This is a genomic window from Clostridium sp. DSM 17811, from assembly GCF_018861905.1.
Lineage (GTDB): Bacteria > Bacillota > Clostridia > Clostridiales > Clostridiaceae > Clostridium_AD > Clostridium_AD frigoriphilum.
Genome location: NZ_JAHLDU010000012.1, coordinates 56,213 through 76,855, shown reverse-complemented (window position 1 = coordinate 76,855; position 20,643 = coordinate 56,213). Strand labels below are relative to the sequence as shown.

General features: G+C 34.3%; 21 protein-coding genes. 18 read left to right on the top strand and 3 right to left on the bottom strand.

What is annotated here, in order from left to right:
* Positions 1–23 precede the first annotated feature (23 nt).
* From KPL44_RS15330 to KPL44_RS15285, 10 genes are all read left to right on the top strand, one after another.
* Positions 24–467, top strand: coding sequence for an RNA polymerase subunit sigma-70 (locus KPL44_RS15330; protein ID WP_216252079.1), 444 nt, complete (start codon positions 24–26; stop codon positions 465–467).
* On the top strand, positions 442–597 hold the full coding sequence (locus tag KPL44_RS15325; protein ID WP_216252078.1) for an SHOCT domain-containing protein: 156 nt from the start codon (positions 442–444) through the stop codon (positions 595–597). The genes KPL44_RS15330 and KPL44_RS15325 overlap by 26 nt, the downstream gene beginning before the upstream one ends.
* 64 nt (positions 598–661) lie before the next feature.
* Positions 662–1,966 (top strand): recombinase family protein, encoded by a 1,305-nt coding sequence (locus tag KPL44_RS15320; protein ID WP_216252074.1) that lies wholly within the window; start codon positions 662–664, stop codon positions 1,964–1,966.
* 2 nt (positions 1,967–1,968) lie between these two features.
* Positions 1,969–3,558, top strand: a complete 1,590-nt coding sequence (locus KPL44_RS15315) for a recombinase family protein (RefSeq protein ID WP_216252071.1) — start codon at positions 1,969–1,971, stop codon at positions 3,556–3,558.
* A 196-nt stretch (positions 3,559–3,754) separates the two neighbouring features.
* Positions 3,755–4,090 carry a hypothetical protein gene (locus tag KPL44_RS15310; protein ID WP_216252069.1) on the top strand — a complete coding sequence of 112 codons (336 nt, stop codon included), beginning with the start codon at positions 3,755–3,757 and terminating at the stop codon, positions 4,088–4,090.
* A gap of 103 nt (positions 4,091–4,193) precedes the next feature.
* On the top strand, positions 4,194–5,492 hold the full coding sequence (locus tag KPL44_RS15305) for a hypothetical protein (protein WP_216252065.1): 1,299 nt from the start codon (positions 4,194–4,196) through the stop codon (positions 5,490–5,492).
* Positions 5,493–5,843: 351 nt separating this feature from the next.
* Positions 5,844–6,257, top strand: coding sequence for a hypothetical protein (locus KPL44_RS15300; protein WP_216252062.1), 414 nt, complete (start codon positions 5,844–5,846; stop codon positions 6,255–6,257).
* Position 6,258: 1 nt separating this feature from the next.
* On the top strand, positions 6,259–7,152 hold the full coding sequence (locus KPL44_RS15295; RefSeq protein ID WP_216252059.1) for a hypothetical protein: 894 nt from the start codon (positions 6,259–6,261) through the stop codon (positions 7,150–7,152).
* A gap of 965 nt (positions 7,153–8,117) precedes the next feature.
* Positions 8,118–8,357: a hypothetical protein gene (locus KPL44_RS15290; RefSeq protein ID WP_216252057.1), complete on the top strand. Its 240-nt coding sequence runs from the start codon at positions 8,118–8,120 to the stop codon at positions 8,355–8,357.
* Positions 8,358–8,473: 116 nt separating this feature from the next.
* Positions 8,474–8,650: a hypothetical protein gene (locus KPL44_RS15285; RefSeq protein ID WP_216252054.1), complete on the top strand. Its 177-nt coding sequence runs from the start codon at positions 8,474–8,476 to the stop codon at positions 8,648–8,650.
* Between the two features lie 824 nt (positions 8,651–9,474).
* Here KPL44_RS15285 and KPL44_RS15280 read toward each other — a convergent pair.
* From KPL44_RS15280 to KPL44_RS15270, 3 genes are all read right to left on the bottom strand, one after another.
* Positions 9,475–10,110: a GntR family transcriptional regulator gene (locus tag KPL44_RS15280; RefSeq protein WP_216252051.1), complete on the bottom strand. Its 636-nt coding sequence runs from the start codon at positions 10,108–10,110 to the stop codon at positions 9,475–9,477.
* Between the two features lie 134 nt (positions 10,111–10,244).
* Entirely contained in the window at positions 10,245–11,255 is a 1,011-nt protein-coding gene (locus KPL44_RS15275; RefSeq protein WP_216252048.1) for an aldo/keto reductase, read from the bottom strand.
* An 836-nt stretch (positions 11,256–12,091) separates the two neighbouring features.
* The gene (locus KPL44_RS15270) at positions 12,092–13,081 is read right to left on the bottom strand and encodes a helix-turn-helix transcriptional regulator (RefSeq protein WP_253201797.1); all 990 of its coding nucleotides are present in this window, start codon (positions 13,079–13,081) and stop codon (positions 12,092–12,094) included.
* A gap of 85 nt (positions 13,082–13,166) precedes the next feature.
* On the opposite strand from KPL44_RS15270, the gene KPL44_RS15265 reads away from it, so the two are divergent.
* The 8 genes from KPL44_RS15265 to KPL44_RS15230 all read left to right on the top strand — a co-directional run bounded on the left by KPL44_RS15265 (position 13,167) and on the right by KPL44_RS15230 (position 20,625).
* Entirely contained in the window at positions 13,167–14,396 is a 1,230-nt protein-coding gene (locus tag KPL44_RS15265) for an iron-containing alcohol dehydrogenase (protein ID WP_253201796.1), read from the top strand.
* A 54-nt stretch (positions 14,397–14,450) separates the two neighbouring features.
* Positions 14,451–15,023: a flavin reductase family protein gene (locus KPL44_RS15260; protein ID WP_216252046.1), complete on the top strand. Its 573-nt coding sequence runs from the start codon at positions 14,451–14,453 to the stop codon at positions 15,021–15,023.
* A gap of 16 nt (positions 15,024–15,039) precedes the next feature.
* Positions 15,040–15,612 (top strand): flavin reductase family protein, encoded by a 573-nt coding sequence (locus KPL44_RS15255; RefSeq protein WP_216252042.1) that lies wholly within the window; start codon positions 15,040–15,042, stop codon positions 15,610–15,612.
* Between the two features lie 485 nt (positions 15,613–16,097).
* Positions 16,098–17,006 (top strand): MurR/RpiR family transcriptional regulator, encoded by a 909-nt coding sequence (locus tag KPL44_RS15250; protein ID WP_216252039.1) that lies wholly within the window; start codon positions 16,098–16,100, stop codon positions 17,004–17,006.
* A 12-nt stretch (positions 17,007–17,018) separates the two neighbouring features.
* Complete coding sequence (locus tag KPL44_RS15245) at positions 17,019–18,041, top strand: alpha-hydroxy-acid oxidizing protein (protein ID WP_216252037.1); 1,023 nt, start codon at positions 17,019–17,021, stop codon at positions 18,039–18,041.
* Positions 18,042–18,622: 581 nt separating this feature from the next.
* The gene (locus tag KPL44_RS15240; RefSeq protein ID WP_216252033.1) at positions 18,623–19,342 is read left to right on the top strand and encodes an MBL fold metallo-hydrolase; all 720 of its coding nucleotides are present in this window, start codon (positions 18,623–18,625) and stop codon (positions 19,340–19,342) included.
* Positions 19,343–19,547: 205 nt separating this feature from the next.
* On the top strand, positions 19,548–20,111 hold the full coding sequence (locus KPL44_RS15235) for a flavin reductase family protein (RefSeq protein ID WP_216252031.1): 564 nt from the start codon (positions 19,548–19,550) through the stop codon (positions 20,109–20,111).
* Positions 20,112–20,169: 58 nt separating this feature from the next.
* On the top strand, positions 20,170–20,625 hold the full coding sequence (locus KPL44_RS15230) for a MarR family transcriptional regulator (protein WP_216252029.1): 456 nt from the start codon (positions 20,170–20,172) through the stop codon (positions 20,623–20,625).
* Positions 20,626–20,643 lie beyond the last annotated feature (18 nt).

The window sequence follows — 20,643 nt, the reverse complement described above, 5'->3', positions numbered from 1 at the left end:
TCACTTTTGTTGGAGGTGTAATAATGACTAATGACCAGAAAGAAGAAATAAGGAAGATGAGGCAAGATGGAAAGAGTTATTCGCAGATAATAGTAAGTCTTGGTATTAATGAAAACACTGTAAAGGCCTATTGTAGACGAAATAATTTAGGGGCGACAGTAAATACCAAGCCAAAGTCAGAGAAGGAGATATATACTTCTTGCAAACATTGTGGAAAATCATTAACACAGGGGACAAAGGGTAAACCAAAAAAATTCTGCTGTGATGAGTGCCGCCGCTTGTGGTGGAAAGCCAATGACATTGAGCATGTTAAGAAAACTTATTATACTTTAAGCTGTGCAGAGTGTGGAAACAAATTTGAAAGTTATGGCAACAAGAGCCGCAAATTCTGCGGTCATGCCTGTTATATAAAATATCGTTTTAAAAAAGAGGAGGATTTAAATGACACAGCAGCAGTTTCAACGTGAAAAAAATTACAGGGTTTCCATTGCTATCGCTAAGGTTATGATCTCAAGAAAATTAATAACCGCTCAAGAATACAGTAAAATTGACTCAATGCTTGTTACAAGGTATAGGCCTGTTTTTGGGGGTTTATAACTCTTATTTACTTGCTATGTATCAAAATCAGAGCTAATATAGGTAACTGAAAGGGGGCGATTTTATGTCGCGAAACATTAGAAAAATAGAGTCTTCGGTACAAAAAATGCCTGCTAGAAAACGTGTAGCAGCTTATGCAAGAGTATCAAGTGGAAATGATGCAATGCTACATTCTCTTTCAGCACAAATTAGTTATTATAGCGAGTTGATACAAAAGCATAAAGGCTGGGAGTATGCAGGAGTTTATGCTGATGAAGCGATTACAGGTACCAAAGAACTTAGGCCAGAATTTCAAAGACTCTTAAATGACTGTAGAAATAGTAAAATAGATATGATTATTACAAAATCTATCTCCAGGCTAACAAGGAACACGGTTACTATGTTGGAAACGGTACGAGAGTTGAAGGCAATGAATATGGATGTTTATTTTGAAAAGGAGAATATACACAGTCTTAGCGGGGATGGTGAGCTTATGCTTACTATCCTCGCTTCTTTTGCGCAAGAGGAAAGTAGATCAGTCAGTGAAAACTGCAAGTGGCGTATTCGTAAGGATTTTGCTGAGGGAAAACTTGTAAACTTACGGTTTATTTATGGATATCGAATTGAAAAGGGGAAAATTGAAATTGAGAGGTCGGAGGCAGAAATTGTCCGTATGATTTTTAAAGATTACATAAATGGTACGGGCTGTACTTTAATTGCCAAGAAGCTGAGAGCTATGGGTATAACAAAAGTAAGAGGTGGCATTTGGAACTCAGAGAGAGTCGTTGATATTATTAAAAACGAAAAATATACAGGGAACGCTCTACTTCAGAAAAAGTACGTAAAGGACCATTTAACAAAAACCTTAGTTTGGAACAAAGGTAATCTGGCCCAATATTATGCAGAAGGTACCCATCCAGCCATTATTGATAATACAATCTTTAAAAGAGCACAGGAGATTATCAGCAAAAGCAGTGAGCGGTATTTTGGAAGAAAAGAAAGTGGAAATTATCCTTTCACTGGTAAAATTGTATGCGGTATATGTGGAAAAAATTATAAACATAAAAATAGACAAGGAAAGAATTCATGGAGCTGTCCCACTTATTTAAAATACGGAAAGGATAGCTGCCCTTCCAAACAAATACCAGAGGATATTTTGATATCATTAACAAATGAAGTTTTAGAACTTACGGAGTTTGATGAAGATCACCTTAATCAGAGAATAAAGGAAATACAAGTACCTGAGCCTAACGTTTTGTTATTTGTTTTCCATGATGGGAGCATTGTGAAAAAGGATTGGAGTTATAAATCACGAAGTGAGAGCTGGAGTGTGGAAGCACGTCAAAAGGCAAGGGAAAGCAGTCTTAAAAAATTAGAAGGGAGGAGTTAGTCTTGACAGTAGCAAGAGCAGTAACAGTAATACCACCAACAACTGGTCGTTTTGCAACAGTAACTATAGGAGCACCCATCATGAAACGGGTAGCTGCTTATGCAAGGGTTTCTACAGATAATGATGAGCAACTCTCAAGCTTTGATGCCCAGATGGACTATTATACAAGGCATATTAAGTCAAACCCTGCTTGGACTTTTGTTGAAGTCTACACCGATGCTGGGATTTCAGCAACCAGCATAAAAAAACGTGATGGGTTTAATAGAATGATATCTGATGGGCTAGATGGTAAGATTGACCTTATAATAACCAAGTCAGTTAGTCGTTTTGCTAGGAATACCGTTGATAGCCTTACCACAGTTAGGCAACTTAAGGAAAAAGGTGTAGAGGTATATTTCGAAAAGGAAAATATATATACGCTGGATAGCAAGGGGGAATTACTTATTACGATAATGTCTAGCTTAGCTCAAGAAGAATCTAGATCAATAAGTGAAAATGTTACTTGGGGGCAGAGAAAACGGTTTGCAGATGGTAAAGTCAACCTGCCTTATAAACAGTTTCTCGGCTATGAAAAGGGTGGAAATGGATTACCTAAAATTGTAGAAAAGGAAGCGGTGGTTGTTAGATTGATTTGCAGACTGTTCCTTGAGGGTAGGACACCAGCAGGAATTGCAAGGCATTTAACGACAAATAAAATCCTAACTCCCGCTGGGAAGGAAGTTTGGCAACAAAGCACAGTACTGAGTATTCTCAAAAATGAAAAGTATAAAGGTGACGCTATGCTACAAAAAAGCTTTACGGTGGACTTTCTTACCAAGAAAAAGAAAATTAATGAGGGAGAAATTCCACAGTATTATGTTGAAAATAGCCATCCTGCAATTATTACTCCAGAGGTGTTTGATCTGGTTCAGCATGAGCTTAAAAAACGTAAAAATGTCAAAGGTTACAAAACAGGCGGAGGATGTTTTTCAGGCAGAATAGTATGTGGGGAGTGCGGTAGCTTCTATGGGAGTAAGGTGTGGCACTCCACCAGTAAATACCGAAGGGTTATATGGCAGTGCAATTCTAAATTCAAAAATAATGAAAAGTGTAGCACACCTCATCTTTACGAGGATACCTTAAAACAAGCCTTCCCTGATGCTTTTAATAGCCTACTTGCAAATAAAGAAGAAATATTACAAGGCTATGAAGCTATAATTCAAGCCTTGACCGATACTTCAAAGTTTGATAAGGAGAGGGTAAAGCTACATAGTGAAATGGATGTGGTTACTGAACTTCTCCAAAAGTGTGTTGAGGAAAATGCACACAGCGCTTTAGACCAAGCAAAATATGAAGAGAGATACACAACACTTGCAGAGCGTTATGAAAATGTAAAAAAGGGACTTAATGAAATAAATAATAAACGTCTTGAGCGAAGTGCTAAGCGTGAGAGCACTCTAACTTTTATTAAAGAACTTGAGCAAAGAGATGTGTTAGTATCAGAGTTTGATGAGGAACTTTGGAATGCAACCATTGAAAAAGTATTGGTGAATTCGGAGGATAAAGTAACTTTTGTTTTTAAGGATGGTATGGAATTGGAGTGGAATATATGAGAATTGTTGAACATCCGCGAGGTTAGCCAATATGCTTACTTTACGGATGTTTTTTTATTTATATTTAATTTGATTAATTAGTATTAAGAATTATATACTTTATTTCATTTAAATAGAATAAGGTATATAATTTTTATTAATAGAAAAAATGTTCTAAGAAATCTATAATAAATAGAAAAGACTGGAGGTGAAATATATGGTGAAATATACTGATGAGGAAATAAGAAATATCCATAAAATAACATGCAAGATTGCAGCTGATTATCTTGGAATAGCACCAATGGCAGTAAGCATTGGTATGAGAAATTACTTGCTACCGATTGGATTTGCTATACATAATGAAGATAAATATGCAGACAGTTGGAGCTACCAAATCATTGATGAACGATTGATTGCTTATAAGCATGGAAAAATATCAGAAGTTCAGGTTCAAAATATAGAAAAGAGCCTTGATACAATTATTACTAAATTTCAAGAAATGAAAAAAGACCTACTTTTTATATTAAGCGAAAACGAGGAACAAGAGATTTGAAATTATTCGAATACGCGTTTTCGCTTGATTATAAAGAGAAAGATATATGAGCTACTAATACTCTATTTGAAAACTGAAGAAATTAATGAAAAGAGGGATTGCTATGACTGAAGATCAATTCATTAAAATAAGTAGAGAGCTTTTGTACAGTGAAATATGGGATATTTCAGCATCCGGTGTTGCCAAGAAATATAATGTTCCATACGCTGAGATGCTTAAGCTTTGTAAAGAGACAGAAATACCTATTCCACCATCAGGATATTGGACTAAATTGAGCTTTGGAAAACCAGTTATTAAAATATCTTTGCCTAGTTCTTCACTTAATGAAGTTATACTTCCTACAAATATTATGCCAAAACACACCAAACGTTCAGTTAAAAAAATACCATTCCCTGTTACAAAAGTAATTACTGAAAAAGGAGTGAAAATCTTTGAGAGTGTCAAATCAATAGAAACACTACTACAACCATTATCTTTTTTAACAGAAAGTGAGCAACAAAAAGTACTACTGACTGCTCAGCAAACCCAAATGCCGGTGGGAAATATGCGTCTGCATAAAAAAATAATAGCGTACAAGTCTGTAATTAAAGAATGGAATAAAAAAGACATAAAAAACAAGGAAGCACAAAGAAATTTCAATAATTTTTCAAATCGACCACCATTCCTAGCAGGTGTTATTTCTTGTGAGACTCTGCCACGTGTATTTGGAATAATGGATGCACTTTCTCGACAGATAGAATATCTGGGAGGCTCCGTTAATGATGATCTTTCATTTAATATTAGAAATGAAAATGTTAAAATTGTAGTGATTGAATCTCAAGATCAAATTAAGCATGAAATGACTAGGGAAGAAGCCAAGGAATTATTAATATATGAAGATGCAAAACGCCATCATAGTTGGGCTTCAGAACCCAAGATTCGTAAATATGATTATGTCTTTAACAGTCGATTAAGAATTACTATTCGTAAAAGCAAATATTTCAGAGATACAGATATTGTTAATATTGAATCTAGGCTAGGTGAAATGTTGATAGAACTTTATGCAGAGTCCGAAGTAGTTCGCATTGATCGAGAAGTGCAAGAGGAAGCCCAACGTAAACGAGAAGAAGAGGAACGGTTGCGGGAAGAACACCGCATTCGCTATAACACCGAAGTTGAACGAACGATTGCTCTAACGAACATTGCACAGGACTATGATGTAGCTTGTAAAATTAGAGCTTATATTTCAGCTTTGGAGTTAATCGAAGATATGAATGATGAAACTGCTGCGCAGATTGATTGGGGAAACAAAAAGGCCGATTGGTTTGACCCAACAGTAGCGAGGAAAGATGAATTATTTGGAAAGAGAGAACATGAGAAAGATTCGGAACAGAAAGCTCTTAAACAAACCCGATATTATTGATGATAACATGCTTTAGTTTAAATACACGAAATTGCCATTTAATAGATCTGAATATATGTTGGCGACCGGCTTTATTAGACGTTTAAATAAGCAAAGCAACAATGATGATGATATCTATCCGATTAAAAATAAATTCATATTATTTTCTCAAATGTATATTTTAAATTACTATATTATATTGTAAAGCAAAAAAAACATATTTGCTGCAATAAAACCTAATTTTGTAAAAAATATGGTAAAACAATGTACTTCCATGTATAATTATAGTGTAATGATTTAATATTTCAATTTTAAAAGGTTTTAAAAATATAATATTGATGTACGAATTGCAGAAAGGGGTTAAAATAACATATGGAAGATATAATAAAAAAAAGATTTTTATTCGTTTGGGTAGTCTTATTTATAGGATTAATAATATCGTCGGGGATGATTATACCAGGTATTACTAGTTTGGTTGGTGATAAAAATATTTTTTATGAAAAAAATACAGGATTAATATTATTGATGATTTATCCATTAACATTTTTGCTATTGGGATGGGCATTACTGTTTATGGGTGTTAGCGGAATGGGTAAAAAAGTAAAATTTGAACATATGTTCAAATTAAATAATGATGTTAAAGAGGGTGATTCCGAAAATATAGAACGTGCAATTAGAAGTCAAATAAGACAATTTAAAACAATTATTTTATGCTTATGCTTTACTTGGATAACATATATTTTATTTAGTGTCGTTTCTATCTTACCAATATCATTGGTAAGATAGAATGAGGTTTTGGAAGGTATCAACTATTTTTATCACAATAGTTTTTTTTGCAATTTTATTTAGGTTTACAACAGTTAATGCTAAAAATAGTAGTACAAGCATTAGGTATAAAGTTGTAGATTCAAGAATAGATGAAGTTGACATGAAAATAAGTAGTCCAGATGATAATGCTTTAGAAGTATTTTTACCATTACAAATTGATAATATAGAGTATGATAGAAGTAATTTTACAGTTTTGCACGATAGTAATGAGAATGGTAGTGTATTTATTATATTAAAAAAATCAAATGAAAAAGATATAATAAGCATTACATGTGAGGTAAAAAAAACTGATGAGCGCAATAATAAATTAGCAAGGATTGAACCTTTTTTTTCTGAAAAGGCTATAATAATACCTACAGTTGATGAAAAAGACTTTAATAGCATAGACCTAAGCAAAAGCATAAAACAAATAAAAAAGCTTGGGTTTGATAATATACAAGCAGTTTTTGATAGAGAACTTGAGTTTAAAGTTAATAATGGTAACACTAGTAAAATTAATTCGCAAACTGATATAACAATCAATTTGGATAAAGAGAAAGGCCGATTTGATTTAATTTATTCTGATTTAGGGGAAAAACAACATGAGGTGATTAATTCAGCAATAAATAAACTGTTCCCTAATCTAATTACTATAATATTCGCTTTTATCGCGTTTAATGAAGATAAAAAGGGAGTAAAAATAACTACAATTGGATTATGTTGTTTCGGATTTATTATAATGACAGTTTCACAATTTATTCAAAATAATACTATTGAATTTTGGAGTAATTTAATTAATTACATTATAATTATATTAATCATTTTGATATGGTTAATATTCGTATCAGGTTTTATAAAAAAGAAAAAAAAGTAATTTCAAACAATATCTTAAAGGGTAAGTACTAACAAGAATTTTGAACTTTATGTTTACAGAACTGCGATCAAAGATAATTAGTATTTGCCAAAAGGTACAAACGTCAATATTTTTGCACCCACCGTGATTAAAGGGCGGATACTTTTACAATAATACAATATTAACGCGCATTAGTATCATCTTGCTGACCCAATACACTCAGTATGTGATAATATATCAATATAGGTGTGTGCACTTTTTAGCGATAATACATACAATTTAGCGTTAAACAAAACTAACCTTCATCCTAAAATTATCTCTAAATTGTATCAATATTATAGTTATTAGACATAAAAGAACAACAAGTTTGATACAATGGAAAGCCCTTGAATTCAGGGGCTTTCGTTGTTTTTTGGATTAAAGTGCAGTGTGAAAATTGAGCTGGAAGTCATAAAATTCTAGGTTAGAATGGAATAAATGCACACCCATATGGATTTTAAAATAGGGGTGTGCATTTTTAGTTAGGGGTGTGCACTTTTTAGCGGAATTATAAAGTCTTTTGAATTTTTTTTTCGGCAAAGTTACTTGGAATAAGTGACCAGAATTCAGAAGAAAAGCACTTTACTGAAATTGTTTTTGAATAGCTTAATAACTATTTTAATATACCGAAACTGAAGAGAAAAACGTACTGAAAGATTAAAAACTAGATAATTACCGTCAGCAGCCAAATGTAAATTAACATAAAAAAATACATTTGTTGTAAAAAGGGAATTCAAAAATTAATGTAGAATATTAATAATTAGATTATGCATTTAGATGACATCGTTAATGATTATGAGAATTTAATACAACAAAGAGTATTAACGTAATTAGATATTTTTTAGATTTTGCGAGGTTTTCAGAGCAATTTAGATGTTAGTACAAAATGTGACGCTATTGCTGCGAAAATCAAGAAATTGTGGATTTGCTTAGAGGAGGAAAATGTAATGGGAAGACATAAACAAATGCCTGGAAGTACTTATGAAGTGATATATCAGGATAATCACGAAGCAACAGTAAAATGTGCATATCTTTGTCTTTATTGCAAGCAGGATACTGCTGCTCAAATAACAGTTTATTCAGATGATTTTGATTTATTAAACTCTGGTGGTTTTTTTGAGCCTCTTGAATGTGAATATTGCAATAAAACTTCAGATGTTAGATTTTGGAGTAGTCAAAGAATATAATACCAATTTGCAGTTGTGATACTGATGAAATACCCAATTTATTAGCATTATCTTGCTCTGCCATGTATTAAATCGCAAGACCAAGCCATAATGCTACAAGAAAGGAGAGACGACTAATGAAAGAAAAAAACATCAATTATGGCGAACTCGAGCAACATGAATATGATGATGCAAAGGGAAATATTTTCTATACTTGCCCACTTTGTGGTGGTGAGTATCTTGACACGTTCATAACCGAAGAGAACAGTCAAAAAATGTGTGTTGACTGCTGGAATGAAAAGTACGGCGATTAGGAATGACGCAGCACGCAAGGTCCGAGATTAGCCTGACCTCATCCGCTACGGTTTAGATGATGACGACGATGATGACAGCGAATCTTTAAGCGTTTATGAAGCTGCAGAAATTTGGGCTTCACACGAAAATACGAAGATTACATGTTTGGATACTCCGAAGAAGAAGAAGAATTAGAAGATGCTCTTTAAAAGAAAGCCCTCTAAGCTATCATGGCTAGGAGGGTATCTTTATAGGATTATTCATTTATTTCAACGCTAACACTTGACTTGAATTCCACCGTGATTTTATTTTCGTAGACTGTGACTTTTTCAATTAGTCGCCGGATAAGTGACTCGTCATATTCGGTAATTGCGGTAGGGTGCTCCCTGAGAAAGATGCCTATTTACAGGAAGTTTTGAAAGCAGAAAATAGTATTAATTTAATAAATAGAATGCTTATTAATAAAAGGAAGAAAATATGTTCTTACATCCCCTCCACGTCGAAACTATAGTTAAGCTAATCAAGAAATAGAGGCATTCTTTAAAATGAAATAAGCTCAAAATCTTCCGACTTCCGACATTCTTCCGACAGTGGATTTATGTGGTCGGAAATTTTGTGCTTATTATGGTTTCGAAAAGATTAACACTGTCATTAGACATCTTTTTAGTGACATGAGAATAAACATCCATACTAATTGAAAAAAGTGCAAAAAAATAGTGATGACCACCACAATTATGGCTGCCATCACCTTTTATATAAATGTCTCAGGCTTCGTGCATAAATTCAATCTATGTACCTTAAAACCCAATATTTTACAATTATTAGGTTATCATAGTTCATTTTTCTAAAATGCTTTCAGCATCACATATGAATGTTCCAACAATGCTTCATATGCATCGGCAGAATCTCCTTCGCATATGGCACTCAATATTTTTCGATGACACTCACATACCTCTTTTCTCGATAGTTTGTTATCTGTAAACTGTATTTCAGGATGATTATAAAATCCCATAGAGGAATGCTTCAGACTACTAAAATAAGGATCTTTCAATGACTCAAGTAACTCCAGATGGAACTGCTGGTCTACAGCAAAATATTCATTAAAATTCTTCTGTTCATCAAGCATTTTCTCCATTTGTTCCATTAGTTTTTTTAGTTTCTTAACCGATGGATTATTCTTATCTTTTTGATAGGTTTTAGCCAGCGTTGCCACACAATAACCCTCAATTGCACAACTAAAATGGTAATGTTGCATTACCTCTTCTTTTGTTATTTGATGCAGCCGAATACCACGACTTGGTAAAATATCAATTCGTTTTTCATCTACTAGTTTTTGAATGGCATCTCTGACTGGCGTTTTGGACATATCCATAGTGGCAGTCAACACATTTAGAGAATATATCTCACCATATATAAGTTTTTTATCATTTATCATTTGAATAATTTTATCATAAGCTTCATCCTTTAATAAAAAAGACATCCCAAATTCCTCCATGTATCTTCTCTTAAGATATTTCAATCATTTACGCCTGCTCATTATAATATATGAAAAATAAAGATGCAAGAAGGCAGCCATTCTTCCGACTGCCTTCTATCTTTTTCTGTATAATTTACTTAAACGTCTAATTTATAGTTTTCTTCTTCCAGAGCTTCCTTCAATTTTCCAATACAGCTATCATCCCATTTACCATATACCGTAACTTTAGCAAGTGCTTCATCAAATCTCTTCATATCATCGGCGGTAAAATTAATATTCGGAATTTCCATGTTCGAACGAATAATTTCTTCACTCATCATCCCAGGAATCGGAACAATAAAATCTTCCTTATGAAGTAACCATGTAATAGCTGCCTGCGCATAAGAACATCCTTTTTCCTTTGATATCTGATCAAGAATTTCTAGTATTGGCTGATTTTTTATGATATTTTCATCACTAAATCTAGCTGCGAAGCGTTTAGCATCATCATTCTTATAGACCATACCCGGCTTATATTTTCCTGTCAAAAATCCAGCCGCAAGTGGCATATATGGCACAAATCCAATACCACGTTCTTTACATGCCGCTAAAACCCCCTCCTCTGGCTCTCGTTCCATAAGAGAATATTCATTCTGAATAGCAGCTAACGGTGTTACAGCATGTGCAATTCGAATATGATCTACTGTTGCTCTAGACATACCCCATGCACGAATCTTTCCTTTTTGAATAAATTTCCCCATATAACCTGCTACTTCATCTAGTGGAACATCATCTGTAACACGATGCATATAGTAAAGATCGATATAATCAGTATTCAAGCGTTTTAAAGATGCATCAAGACGAGCTTCAATTTGTTCCTCAACAGTTCCTTTAGACGGATCTGTTACAGGATGTAACTCTGGATTGTACTTTGTTGTAAGACATACTTCATGACGAATCGGTTTCAATGCCTCACCAACTAAAATTTCATTATGACCATCTGCATATGCGTCTGCTGTATCATAAATTGTACAGCCAAGTTGATGCGCCAAACGCATAAGTCTAATGCTTTCTTCACGTGGTGGTGGAGTTCCATGTCCATGTGAAAAGTCCATACATCCCATGCCCATTCCAGAAACTTCAAGTGAACCCAATTTTCTTTTTTTCATGATGTGTTTCCCCCTTTGTTTTTTAAGTTTTCATTCAATATTCTGGTATACCGATATATCGATTACATTTAAAATATAACTCTTGTTTCGATGCTTGTCAATATAAAAATGGAAAAATTCTAAAAATTAGAAAAATTAATTATTGTTTCAAATCGGCGGCATATTCCTTCGGGCAATGGCGTCAACTTAGGGGATTTTCTCTCTAAAAACAATTTAACTAAAATTATTTTTAAGATGTTTACTATGTATTTTAAATGATATAATAAATTGAATAAAATAGAGAGTGTTTTATAGATTAGATAGACTTATATGTAAGTAAGAATGAAAATGTTTATGATAATGAAGGGTGAACCGTACCATAAGTAATAAAATATAATAAGTTTAGCAGTGAGGTTTTCCTAAAAACATTACAATTAAAAGAGTTCAAATAAATGATAATCAAAATTTTAAGCATAAGGTAAATAGGAATTTATAGAGGCGATAATTTCTTTCTGCCTATCTATAGTATAGATGATAGATCCTTCGCTCGATTCGTATTGAAGATCTATCATTCTGTTTGGAACGAATGTGGCATCGTATAAATTTCCATTAGCTGAATCTCTTTTAGAACTAGCTCCGACCGAAAAAACAGAGATAAGCTTTGAAGAACTGGCTGATCCTTATTCTCGCCATCTTTGTGAGTCTCTGAAGACTGCGCCAAAGCAGCCAGTTTTTTGATGCCTGTACTAAATTTAATAAAGGTGAGATCTTGCATGATGAACTAATCAGTGTTACGGTTGAAAAAGGGTTTAATAACGTTATTGATACATTTCACGTTGAAGCCGTAACATTGACCATTAAAGCTGACGAGGAGAAGTACCATAATACTGTTTAAAGGCCTTATAGAAATTGCTGCTATTGCTGTATCCGAGCATATCAGCAATTTTTTCAATGGAAAGATCCGTATGATCCAATAATAGCTTGGCTCTTCGCATACGTGATTCAGCTAGCAGAGCAGAAAAGGTCTTCCCTGTCTTTTCCGGCAAAAGACGTGAAATATAGACGGGGTGATATCCGAAATGGGATGCAATGTCATTCAATGTTACAGAATCAGAGTGTGATTCGATATATTCCATAATCCAGTCAATTAATGTCGTGCCAGTAGGTAGATGCTGACGCTTGTACTCATAGGAAAGATACATTGCAAGGGACATGACCATAGGTTTTAAAATTTTCTGTGAGCCCTCTGTTCTATGAGCATATTCAAGAATCATGACATTCAGCAGCTGCCAGATTGGCGAAGAAGCTGGAATTTCCAGATGAACGAACTCTTCTGAATATTTGTTTTTCTGTGGTTCCAGAAAAAAATTAAGCATGGAGCTATCTGCTGAGAGCGCACTCAGGTATTCCCGGAAAAAGGTTTCTTTACGAATCAGTACTCCGAGAATAATACATTCGTGATCAGAATCCCGCTTAACAGCATAGCCGCTGTAGGGCTGACCGATATAGAAGTCTCCTTCTTTTACCGTGATCCGATTGTTATAGTTGGCGCTTAATGCATCATAATCTCCATGGTAAGCAAAATGAATGAAAAAAAAGTCCTGGCGGTGAAAACGCTCCTCAATTTTTTTCCCTTTAAATGCACACACCATAACTTCCTCGGATTTCTCTCCCAACCAATGCGAAATCAGTTCGTTATTTCCTGAGGACGGATCCGGGCTAAAGTCCCAATTGAGGTGCGGAAAGTCCTGACCTAGTTTTTCTAATGCGTGATCGATTTCGGTATCGCAATTCCAAGACATAACAACAGTCCTTTCTTCAGATTTTTGAGCAATTATTTCAAGCATTGCAACGTTTTTGGTAAATCAGATATGCTTATATCTAATTGTAGGTTAAAATAAGCCACAATTCAAGTTAATATTTAGCGCTGATTTGGAAGGTGAAAATCTATATGATGGAGTAGTAACAAGAAAGTTCAAATTGAAAGGAATGGTACATATGTATAATTTTGATTTTTATATGCCGACAAAAGTATTATTTGGAGCAGGAAAACTTCAGGAACTGCATACAGAAGTGTTTCCGGGAAAGAAAGCCCTGATCGTGACATCCAACGGTTCATCTACGAAGAAGTTCGGATATCTGGACGCGCTTGAGAAAGAACTGGATCTTGCGGGAGTTACCTATGAGATCTTTGATGAGATCCGTCCAAATCCGACAAACCGCAATATTATGGATGGTGCAACGAAAGCAAAGGAGACAGGCTGTGAGTTTGTCGTTGCACTTGGGGGAGGATCTGTCATGGACTCCAGCAAATGTATCGCACTCATGATGACCAATACGGGTGATATATGGGATTACAGTTATTCGGTAAACGGAGGAAAAAAGAATCCAGAAAAAGATGCCGCTCCAATTGTCGCTATTACAACTTCAGCAGGAACGGGAAGTGAAGTGGATTGTTGCGCTGTGCTCAGCAACGACGAAGTAAGTGAAAAATCTGGTTTTTTAGTTCCATCAATGTTCCCGGTACTGTCTGTTGTTGATTCCAATCTGATGATGAGTGTACCGCCTAAATTTACAGCTTTTCAGGGAATGGATGCTTTTTTCCATGCAGCTGAATCTGTGATTAATAAGAATGAGCATCCGATGGGAGAAATGTTTGCTCTGAAAGCTATCGAACTGATTGCCGCCAATCTCCCGGTTGTATATCGTGATGGAAGCAATCAGGAAGCAAGAGCAAATATGGCACTGGCTAATTCACTTGCGGGCTACTACATGCTCATCACATCAGCACATACAATGGAACATGCCATGGGATCCTGCCACGAAAATCTGGTCCACGGTGCTGGTTTGATTATGATTGCTCATGCCTATTATGATTTCTTTGCAGAACGTAAGGCTGCAGAAGAACAGATGATCAAAATGGCAATAGCAATGGGAGTGGAGAACCCGACATCCGGAAAAGATTTTATCAGAGCATTGGATGAACTGATCGAAGCAGTCGGATGTAAAGATATCCGCATGAGTGATGCAGGAATCAAGGAAGAAGAGCTCGCAAAGTATCCGAAGAGAATACACGAGGTGCTCGGCGGCGACATTACCGCAGACCCGTTACCGCTTACGGATGAAGATTATCTTGAAATCTATAAGAAATCATATCGTTAAGAGCATAATGCATGTGATAACTGTGATTTATTACATAATTTAAGGAGGATAAATATGTCTAGAAAAAATATTGGAGCAAGGCCATACATCACACCGATGCCGGTTTTGATGATTTCATCTTATGATGAGGCTGAAAAGCCGACCGCCATGTTAGCAGTATGGGGCGGAATCACGAATGAGACAGAAATTACTATTACTGTAGCATCCCAGAGAAATACGTTAAAGGGAATTCTTGCCAGAGGTTCCTTTGTTGTAAGTATGGCGGATGTGGAAAATGAAGTTGCCTGTGATTACCTTGGTATAACAACAGGAAATAAAGTGGAAGATAAGTTTGAGAAGTCCGGATTCCATACAACAAAGTCCGAATTCGTAGATGCACCGATTATCGATGAGCTTCCTTTTGCCGTTGAGTGCAGAGTGAAGAGCTATGATGAGGAAACCTGGAGACTGGTAGGCGAAATCGTCAATGTAAGTCTGGATGAACGGATTCTTGGAGAAGATGGCAAGGTATCATTTGAAAAATTCCATCCGATCACTTTCGATTGGATGAATAAGTCATATCTGTCCGTTGGTGAGAAGATCGGTGATGCTTACCGCGACGGACTTCAATTGAGAGAGAAGAACTAAGAAGAGGTTGTTTATTATGATGAAAAATTTAGGCCCAAACGTTTTTTCATATGGTTATCCAGCACCGGTTTTAATGGTCGGCACTTATAATGATGATGGAACAGTCAACGTGATGAATCTGCATGAGTGTACAAGGACGAATGCCGGTGATCTCGCATTATGTATTGGTCCACGTAGTAAGACGCATGAGAACATTAAAAAGAGACGCGCATTTACTGTTGCACTAGTTAATAAGAATTTGATAAATGAAGTGGATTACTTTGGAATTGTAACCGGCCATAGAGTTCCTGATAAATTTTCAAAAACAGGCTTGAAGGCTGTAAAGAGCGAACACGTCAATGCCCCTATCATCGAAGGCGGTCCACTAGTCATCGAATGCGAACTCATAGAGTTTGTAAGAGCAAATAATTTCACTACTGTACTTGCCAGGATTATCAATGTAGCAGCAGATGAGTCAGTGTTAGATAAAACCGGCATAATTGATGCCAAGAAAACAGGAATGTTATTTTTTGATTCGTTCAGCAACAGCTATTTTTCATTAGGTGAGAAAGCCGGAAATGCATGGGTCGAAGGAAAAAAATATCTGTAAATTTTTGTTTTGCATGAGATTTCCATTTATAAGAGATTAATACGAGAGGTTAAAGATGAACGATAAAATTATGCCGGTCGTTTTTGCCTGACATGGGAGCCCGATGTTGGCATTAGATAACAATGAAATTACAGAAGGTATGGCAGAAACAGGACACAGAATTATTGAATAGTTCGGAAAACCGAAAGTGATTCTTGCCATTTCTGCACACTGGTACACACACGGATTTTCTCTTCGGAGAATGTCTGTGGGTGTTTTTTTGTCCTAAAGCGGAAATATGTCTTTTTCCAATACATTAAAAAATAAATTTGACTAGAAACTCAATTACGCATGTTTTGATAATTCAAATGAGAAACCGTATCAATAAGGTTTTTTTCTACTTATCTATAGTGCAGATGATAGAATCTTGAAGGTTGTATGTGTAATGAATCAATGCTTTAAATATGCTTTAAAATAATCACAAAAAAATGGAACACTGATGCAAAATGTTCTATAATTGTTTTAAAGGAGAAGGTTATATGTTATTAATAAATAAGATGGAGAATGCAAATCTAACAAGGATTGAAGAAGATATTGTTCAATATATTATTTCACATCAAGAAGAGTTAGAAAAATTATCAACACGTGCTATCGCAAAAGCTACATATACGTCATCATCTGCTGTTATTCGATTAGCACATAAACTAGGCTTTGAAGGATATAATGATTTAAAAAAGCAACATCTTGAAGAACAAGCTTATTTAAATTCTCATTTTCAAAATATAGATGCCAATATTCCATTTAGCCAAGATAATAATATAATGAGCGTTGCTGGTGCAATTAAAGAAGTTATGATTGAATCAGCAAATGATACGTTATCACTTATTCATCATGATTCATTACAACAGGCTATAAAAATATTACATAAATCAAAGCATATTTATGTATTTGGATTTGGTGCATATGTACCTCTTGCTACATCATTTCAAATGAAAATGTCGCGTATTAAAAAACATGTTGTTGTTCAAAGTTTTGTAGGCGAAGATAAATATCAAGCTGATATGTTAAATCAAGATGATTGTGCGATTATAATTTCTTATTCAGGAGAAAATTCTAGTTTAATAAGTGTTGCATCTTTACTTAAAGAAAATAATATTCCTATCATTGTTATAACAAGTATAGGAGAAAATAGTTTGAGTTCATATGCAATGTGTTTACTTTATATGTCAACGCGTGAAAAGTTCTTTTCAAAAATTGCGAATTATACAGCAGAATATTCAGTTACTTTAGTACTAGATATTCTCTATTCTTGTTATTTTAGATTAAATTATCAAAAGAATTTAGATTATAAAATTAAACATTCAAAAAAAGTAGAAAGTACACATTTTTCATCAAATGAAATTATTATGGAGTAAAGGAGAATCACAATGATGTACAATGAAATATTAGAAAAAGCAAGAACATGTATAGGAGATTATTGTAAAGCTTGTCATGAATGTAATGGAAGAGTTTGTAAAAACAAAATTCCAGGACCTGGAGCTAAAGGGATTGGTGATGTAGCCATAAGAAACTATGATAAATGGAAAGAAATACGAATTGATATGGATACTTTAGTAGAAAATAAACCAGTTGATACAAGTGTTCAATTATTTAATCAAAAATTTAAATACCCAATTTTTGCTGGACCAGTAGGAGCAGTGAATCTTCATTATGGTGATAAATATGATGATATGTCATACAATGATATTCTCGTTTCCTCTTGTGCAAAACATGGGATACTAGCATTTACTGGTGATGGGACGAATCCAGAAGTTATGGAAGCAGCAACAAACGCGATCAAGAAAGAAAATGGTCTGGGTATTCCAACAATTAAACCTTGGAATTATGAAACTATTTTAGAAAAAATGAAATATGCCAAAGAATCAAATGCCATTGCTATAGCTATGGATATTGATGCAGCAGGGTTACCTTTTTTGAAAAATATGACACCTCCTGCTGGAAGTAAATCTGTAAAAGAATTAAAACAAATCATAGCAGCGTGTGATAAGCCATTTATTGTTAAGGGAATCATGACTGTTCAAGGAGCATTAAAAGCTAAACAAGCTGGTGCAAGTGCCATTGTTGTATCTAATCATGGAGGAAGAGTTTTAGATCAATGTTTATCAACGGCTGAAGTATTAAAAGATATTGTTGACACCGTAGGTCATGATATGAAAATCTTTGTTGATGGTGGTATCCGTAGTGGTGTAGATGTCTTTAAAGCACTTGCTATAGGAGCGGATGGTGTTTTAATTGCTAGGCCATTTGTAACAGCGCTATATGGTGGAGAAGATGAAGGTGTTCAAACATATATTGATAAAATTGGAAATGAATTAAAAGAAACGATGGCAATGTGCGGAGCACATAGTCTAGATGAAATTATTCGTGATATGATTTCAATTCCTTGGTAAAATAAGAACTTATTGTTCTTCTTTTTGTTTTACTAAAATTCTATATAATTAATACAAAAATAAACAAAATATAAAAAGTTATGATAAGATTAATGATGCTAACATTAGATCCATTATCACCAAGATAGCAGAAGAGTGGATAATGATAAATTCTCGTTGATTTTAGGAAAATGCGGATTCCCAAAGGATACAGCTCTTCTGCTTTTTTTATTTTAGAAACAGCTAGACTTAGCGCCTGCTTGCATTTTTACATTAGTGTATTTGTAATAAGTAAAAAAATATTGTTGTATACGCAACAATAATGTGCTATATTTATATTGTTGCATGTGCAACAAAAATATTCTGATTATACTTGTTGAAAGAAAGTGAACCCAAATACATGTCGTAGTCAGAATTATTACTGGCTCAATTTACAGAACTTTTTGAAAAACACGATGCATTAGATAAATTAAACTTTATTTTAGCAGCCATTATTCTAATTTATAAAATTAAGTATAAGTAATTTTAAGGTATATATAAAAGTAGGTATATTTTTTATTTGGATAAATTCTGCATATAAGTAATGAAAGGAGGCCAATATAATGGTCGTTTCTAAAGGATTAAATATAATTGAATTAGGCAATGATGTAATTAATATGAATCCTATATTGATTTTAGATGAAGAAAAATTAATTCTGATAGATACTGGGTTGCCGGAGCAGTTAGGAAAAATAGCTGAAGAAGTAAGTAAAGCTGGAGTATCAATTAAAGATATTAATAAGATAATATTAACACATCAAGATTTAGATCATATTGGAAATTTAGCTAGTATCATTAAAAATACTGAAAATTATATAGAAGTATTAGCTCATATTGATGAGAAGCCTTATATCCAAGGAGATAAATCACCAATAAAAATGACTCCAGAAAAACTCAATGTTATGTCAGAAGAGGAACGTAATTCAAGGATAGATATGTTTAACAAGGCTAAAGCCAATGTTACTAAAACAATTGAAGATGGTGAGATACTTGATTATTGCGGAGTAATAGATGTAATACATACACCAGGTCATACTCCTGGACATGCCTGTTTTTACTTGAGAAAGTATAAAACTCTAGTGGCTGGAGATGCAATGAATGTTATGGATGGCAAGTTAGTTGGTCCTAATCCGACATTTACATTAGATATGAAGCAAGCGATAGAATCACTCAAGAAATTATTGAATTATGATATAAAAACAGTAATATGCTATCACGGTGGAATATTTACAGATAGACCTAAGGAAAGAATAGTAGAAATAATTAATAGCACAGAGTACTGATATTAAATCATAAACACCAGCTTAGTCGGTCTTTATGATTTTTAGTATATTATTTATCTCTAGGGAGATTTTTCATAACTATGGACATTCGGAAATACATTGCATTCACAAAGAATCCAATAAAAATGTTTTAAATAATGATGAGGCAAAACATATAACACTGATAAAAGAGTTAAATCAAATGTAGTAAAGGAGAATTAAAACGATGAGAAAGAATTTTGGAGCAAAACCGTACACATTACCGCAGCCGGTTTTTATCATTTCCACCTATGGTGAAGACGGTAAGCCAAATGCAATGCTTGCCGTATGGGGGGGCATCAGTAATGAAACCGAAATATCCATATGCCTCAGTACACAACGTAAGACTGTGAAGAATATCCTTTCCCGTGGAGCGTTCACCGTTAGTATGGCGGATGCGGCGCACGTTGCAGCCTGTGACTATGTAGGAATTGAATCCGGTAATAAAGTATCTGACAAATTCGAAAAAGCGGGTTTCCATGCTGTGAAGTCGGAATTTGTAGATGCACCTTTGATTGAGGAACTGCCAATGGCCCTTGAGTGCAGAATGAAAAGCTATGACGAAGAGACCTGGAGAATGGTGGGAGAGATCGTCAACGTCAGCATAGATGAGCGCATTCTGGGTGAAAATGGTAAGGTCTCCTTGACGAAGTTTGACCCGATTATTTACGATTGGATGAGTAAGGATTACCTGAAAGTAGGGGGAAAGGTCGGCAATGCGTACCGTGATGGATTGGCACTAAAACAATAGATCAAACCTGTGTAAATTCAAAAAATGTATTTGTTGAAAGGAAGTGAACAAAAAATATATGTCGTATTCAGAATTATTACTGGTTCAATTTACAGAATTTTTTGAAAAACACGATGCATTAGATAAATTAAACTCTAGAGAAATTTTATATAACTATGGACATTCTGAAATTCACTGCATTCACCTAATAGGTAAATTGGAACAGCCAAATGTTACAAAAATATCATTAGAATTAGCAATGACTAAAAGTGCTATTAGTAGAATAGCAAAAAAACTATTAGATAATGGAGATATTGAAAGTTACCAAGTAGAATGTAATAAAAAAGAGATTTATTACCAATTAACCCCAAAAGGTCAAGAATTATTTGATGAACATTTAAAAATACATTCTTCCGGGAGAGAAAGAGATAAAAAGTTTTTTGAAGAATTTGATGATAATGATTCGCACATTGTAAGTGAGTTCCTAAGTAAATATAACAAATACTTGGAGGCTCAAATAGAGAAATTAAACTAAGAAGATTTTAAATAGACT